Genomic DNA, 5,282 nt, shown 5'->3' with positions numbered 1-5,282 from the left:
TCCCGTAGCGAACGCAGCATCCTTCGCCCCCTCACGCACGAACGCAGAATCCTGCGTCACCCCAGCCACGCTCCGAGAGCCCACCCGAGCCCGGACCCCGCCGCCGGTCGAGGCCCTTTCGGAGACCGACCCGACTCGCAGCCACAGCGACGCAGCCGCAAGGCATGACCCAGCCGGAGCAACGCAGTCGCAGGTCGAGGCCCATCCGGAACGACGCAGCAGCAACGGCACGGGACGCCCCGGACGACGACCCGACCGACGCCGAGGATCAGCCGCCCAGCCCCTTCACCAGCTCGGCCGCCCACGCCACCTGCCGGTACCCGATGGCCTCGTTGACGGCGATCATCGGCGTGTTCGAGGCCGCGTTCCAGGTGGTGACGCGCGTGCGACCCTCGAGCAGGTCGGCCGCCTCGTGCAGGGCCGCCACCTTCATGGCCAGACCGAGGCCGTGGCCGCGGTGGGCCGGAAGCACGAGGGTGTCCCACTGGTAGGCGGTCTCGCCGTGATCCGGCACCACGAGCTGGGTGTGCCCGGCGAGCGTGCCGTCGGGGGCGACCGCCGCCACCGTCTGTCCGACACGGCCCTGCTCGCGCCACCGCGCCTCCTCGTGGCGCACCCGCGCGGCGTCGAAGTGCTCCGGCCCGATGCCGACGTCGCCCGACGGGGCCTCCGCCAGGATGAGCGCGCGGAGCACGGCGTACTGGTCGACCCACTCCTCGGGGCAGTGACGCCACGCGACCGCGGTGTACCCGTCACGCCACGGCGCCTGAGGCGGCGCGGCCGGGAGGCGCAGCTCGCGGATCGCGTCGAGCAGGTCGACGCGATAGCCGTGCAGTGCGGCGAACACCGACCCTGCGCCGGCCTCGTCGTGCACCGACCACGACGCCTCGGCGAAGGCGTTGACCCGACCCTCGGCCCTCACCCGATCCTCGACGGCCCGCAGCAGTGCACTGCCGAGGCCGGCACGACGCCGTCCAGGGTCGACGAAGACGTGCAGGTACGCGAGCGTCCGGTTGTCCTGCTGGGGGAAGGAGACCCACGCCCCACCCACCACCTCGTCGTCGACGACGCCGGCGAGCACCACGTGCTCGGCGTAGGGGTCGCTGGTGAGGTTGGTCCGCTTCTCCGCGATGCCCCAGGGCTCGTCGAAGGGTTCGGCGTGGCTGCGGGCGTAGACCGCGTGGAACGCGGCGTACTGCTCGTCGTCTGCGAGGTCCACCCGACGGATCTGCACGGGCCGACGCTACCGCGCCGCGAGCGGGCCGATCAGACGCCGAGGGTGTGGCGCACCACGTCGGCGAGGCGCTCGGCCACCGACGTGGCCTCGTCGAGCGACGGGGCCTCGACCATGACGCGCACCAGCGGCTCGGTGCCCGAGGAACGCAGCAGGATGCGGCCGCGACCGTCGAGGGCACCGTTGGCCGCGACCAGCTCGCCCTGGAGCACGGGATCGGTGTCGACCCGCGACTTGTCGACGTCGGGGACGTTGACCAGCACCTGCGGGAGCCGCTGCATGACCGACCCGAGGTCGGCCAGCGACCGACCCGTCGCTCGCATGCGCGCCGCGAGGTGCAGCGCGGTGAGCACACCGTCGCCGGTCGTCGCGTGGTCGGCCATGATGACGTGGCCCGACTGCTCGCCACCGAGCGTGAAGCCGCCGGCACGCATCGCCTCGAGGACGTAGCGGTCGCCCACCGCGGTCTGCAGGACGCGCAGGCCCGCCGCCTCCATGGCCTGCACGAAGCCGAGGTTGCTCATGACGGTGGCCACCACGGTGTCGTCCTTGAGCGTGCCGGCCTGCTGCCGGGCGAGCGCGAGGACGGCGAGGATCTGGTCGCCGTCGACCACACGGCCCTCGGCGTCGACCGCGAGGCACCGGTCGGCGTCGCCGTCGAACGCGAAGCCGGCGTCGGCGCCGTGCCGCACGACCGCGGCCTGCAGGTCACCGAGGTGGGTGGAGCCGCAGTCCTCGTTGATGTTGAGACCGTCGGGCTCGTCGTGGATGGTGACGACCTCCGCGCCGAGCTCGGCGAAGGCGGTGGGGCCCACGTGGAAGGCGGCGCCGTTGGCGCAGTCGAGCACGACCTTGAGACCCTCGAGCCGCTCGGGGACGGTGCTCACCAGGTGCTTGACGTAGGAGCTCACGCCCACGTGGCTGTCGCCGATGCGTCCGACGCCGGCCCCGACCGGGCGCTCCCAGGGCTCCTGCAGGCGCTGCTCGATCGCGATCTCGATCGCGTCGTCGAGCTTGTGCCCCCCGCGCGCGAGGAACTTGATGCCGTTGTCGGGCATCGCGTTGTGGCTCGCGGAGATCATGACGCCCATGTCGGCGTCGAGCTCGGCGGTGAGGAAGGCAGCGCCCGGGGTGGGCACGACGCCGAGCCGGTGCACGTCGACACCGGCCGAGGCGAGCCCCGCGACGATCGCCGCCTCGAGGAACTCCCCCGAGGCGCGCGGGTCGCGGGCCACGACTGCCGTGGGCCGGCTGTCGGCGAACGCTCCGGCCTCGCCGAGCACATGTGCCGCCGCGACCGACAGGTCGAGCGCGAGCTCGGCGGTCAGGTCGCGGTTGGCGAGGCCTCGTACCCCGTCGGTGCCGAAGATCCGGCCCAACGGAATCAGCGCTTGCTGTACTGAGGAGCCTTACGGGCCTTCTTGAGGCCGGCCTTCTTGCGCTCCTTGATGCGAGCGTCGCGGGTCAGCAGTCCGGCCTTCTTCAGCAGCGGACGGTTGACCTCCTCGTCGATGGCGTTGAGGGCACGGGCCACGCCGAGGCGCAGCGCGCCGGCCTGGCCGGTCATCCCGCCGCCGGTGACGCGAGCCACGACGTCGAAGCTGCCCTCGAGGCCGGTGGCCGCCAGGGCCTCCTTGGCGATCTGCTGGTGCAGCTTGTTCGGGAGGAAGTCCTCGAGCGGCTTGCCGTTGACGGTCCACTGGCCGGAGCCGGGGACGATGCGCACGCGGGCGACCGCCTCCTTGCGGCGGCCGGTGGCCGCGCCGGGGGCCACGAGGGACTTGCTCGTCGCGATCTCCGTGGACGGCGAGGTCTCGGAGGTGTAGACGCCGTCGGTGGTGGTGGGGACGTCGGTCTCGGTGGTGTCAGCCACGGTGCTCGTCTCTTCTGCTCGGGTGCTCACTGGGAGATCTGCTTGATCTCGTACGGCTGGGGCTGCTGCGGCGCGTGCGGGTGCTCCGGGCCGGCGTAGACCTTCAGCTTCTTGATGATCTTGTCGCCGAGGCGGTTCTTCGGCAGCATGCCGCGCACGGACTTCTCGATGGCCTTGCGGGCGTCCTTCTCGAGAAGGTCGCCGTACGCGATCTGCTTGAGCCCGCCCGGGTAGCCGCTGTGACGGTAGACCGGCTTGTCGGTGCGCTTGTTGCCGGTCAGCGCCACCTTGTCGGCGTTGATGATGATGACGAAGTCACCACCGTCGACATGCGGGGCGAAGGTCGCCTTGTGCTTGCCGCGCAGCAGGTGCGCGGCCGACACGGCAAGACGGCCCAGGACGACGTCCTGAGCATCGATGACGTGCCACTGATGGCTGATGTCAGCAGGCTTGGGGCTGTACGTAGGCACGGCGTGACCTTCTCGTTGTGGTTCTGGGTGGCACTAGCTGGATCTGGGTCGTTGTCGCTGCACGTCCGGACCGTGGGCGGACCACACGTTCTCCGTGGCCGTCGAGTCCGGGGGCACAGGCCGCCTGGGCTTCGGCGCAGGACCGCCGGGAGGCGATCGCGCACGCAGGGCACAACGACGTCCAAGAGTAACCGGCGTGGCCGCACGCGGTCAAAACGGGTGGGCGTGGCCGGACGTCGAGGCTTCCCGGCGCTCGCTCCTCGAGACCCAGCCGTGCGTGTCTCGGGAGGCCGCACTAGGTTGGAGATGAGTCCGGGGCCACATCAATGACCCGTTCAGCACGTCACAGGAGACCCATCGTGACCGACCAGACCTTGACCGTCCGCGACAACCGGACGGGCGACGAGTACGAGCTCGAGATCACGGACGGCACCGTCCGCGCGTCCGATCTCGGCAAGATCGGCAAGACCGAGGACGACCCCGGCATCGCCGTGTACGACCCCGGGTTCACCAACACCGCGTCGACCCGCAGCGCCGTCACCTTCATCGACGGCGAGAAGGGCATCCTCGAGTACCGCGGGTACCCGATCGAGCAGCTCGCGGAGTCCTCCACCTTCCTGGAGGTCGCGTACCTGCTCATCCACGGCGAGCTGCCCACGAAGGAGCAGCACGACCAGTGGGTGCACGACATCACGTTCCACACGTTCGTGCACGAGAACCTCAAGAGCCTCATGCAGGGCTTCCGCTACGACGCGCACCCCATGGGCATGCTGCTGTCGAGCGTCGGCGCCCTCTCGACGTTCTACCCCGAGGCCCGGGCCATCCACGACCCCGACGTCCGACGCGAGCAGATCGTGCGCATGATCGCCAAGATGCCGACGCTCGGCGCCTGGTCGTTCCGCCACGCGCAGGGCAAGCCGTACGTCTACCCCGACAACGAGCTCTCCTACACGGAGAACTTCCTGTCGATGCTGTTCAAGATGAGCGAGCCGAAGTACGACCCGGACCCGCGTCTGGCCAAGGCCCTCGACGTGCTGCTGATCCTGCACGCCGACCACGAGCAGAACTGCTCGACCAACGCGGTGCGCTCGGTCGGCTCGAGCCAGGTCGATCCGTACTCGGCGGTCTCGGCCGGCATCGCGGCGCTCTACGGCCCCCTGCACGGTGGCGCCAACGAAGCCGTGCTGCGCATGCTCAAGCGGATCGGGACGAAGGACAAGATCCCGGAGTTCATCGAGGGCGTGAAGAACGGCGACGAGAAGCTCATGGGCTTCGGTCACCGCGTCTACAAGAACTACGACCCGCGCGCCAAGATCATCAAGAAGGCGTGTGACGACGTCTTCGAGGTGACCGGCGTCAACCCGCTGCTCGAGATCGCCCAGGAGCTGGAGAAGATCGCACTGGAGGACGAGTACTTCGTCTCCCGCAAGCTCTACCCGAACGTCGACTTCTACTCCGGCCTCATCTACGAGGCGCTGCAGTTCCCGCCCGAGATGTTCACGGTGCTGTTCGCGATCGGCCGCACGCCGGGCTGGCTGGCCCAGTGGCTCGAGCTGGTCGACGACAAGGAGCAGAAGATCGCGCGCCCGAAGCAGATCTACACCGGTGACCGGACCCTCGAGTTCGTGCCCGCGGAGCAGCGCTGGGCCTGACGCCCACCCACGCGAGTGAACCCCCGCCTCGGCGGGGGTTCTCTCGTTTCCGC

General features: G+C 70.0%; 5 protein-coding genes. 1 reads left to right on the top strand and 4 read right to left on the bottom strand.

Going from position 1 to position 5,282, the window contains the following annotated elements:
* Positions 1-268 precede the first annotated feature (268 nt).
* From ASF38_RS09440 to rplM, 4 genes are read right to left on the bottom strand one after another with little or no spacing between them, the layout of a single operon-like run.
* The gene (locus tag ASF38_RS09440) at positions 269-1,234 is read right to left on the bottom strand and encodes a GNAT family N-acetyltransferase (protein ID WP_055964401.1); all 966 of its coding nucleotides are present in this window, start codon (positions 1,232-1,234) and stop codon (positions 269-271) included.
* 32 nt (positions 1,235-1,266) lie between these two features.
* Complete coding sequence (gene glmM, locus ASF38_RS09435) at positions 1,267-2,613, bottom strand: phosphoglucosamine mutase (RefSeq protein ID WP_056575489.1); 1,347 nt, start codon at positions 2,611-2,613, stop codon at positions 1,267-1,269.
* A gap of 5 nt (positions 2,614-2,618) precedes the next feature.
* Complete coding sequence (gene rpsI, locus ASF38_RS09430; protein WP_056575486.1) at positions 2,619-3,107, bottom strand: 30S ribosomal protein S9; 489 nt, start codon at positions 3,105-3,107, stop codon at positions 2,619-2,621.
* A 26-nt stretch (positions 3,108-3,133) separates the two neighbouring features.
* Positions 3,134-3,577 carry a 50S ribosomal protein L13 gene (gene rplM, locus ASF38_RS09425; protein ID WP_055964390.1) on the bottom strand — a complete coding sequence of 148 codons (444 nt, stop codon included), beginning with the start codon at positions 3,575-3,577 and terminating at the stop codon, positions 3,134-3,136.
* Between the two features lie 326 nt (positions 3,578-3,903).
* Here rplM and ASF38_RS09420 point away from each other — a divergent pair, with 326 nt between their 5' ends.
* Positions 3,904-5,229 (top strand): citrate synthase, encoded by a 1,326-nt coding sequence (locus tag ASF38_RS09420; RefSeq protein ID WP_082480663.1) that lies wholly within the window; start codon positions 3,904-3,906, stop codon positions 5,227-5,229.
* The last annotated feature ends 53 nt before the right edge of the window (positions 5,230-5,282 follow it).

The sequence above is a fragment of the Aeromicrobium sp. Leaf272 genome (assembly GCF_001422865.1).
Lineage (GTDB): Bacteria > Actinomycetota > Actinomycetes > Propionibacteriales > Nocardioidaceae > Aeromicrobium.
This window is presented reverse-complemented; position numbering and strand designations above follow the sequence as displayed.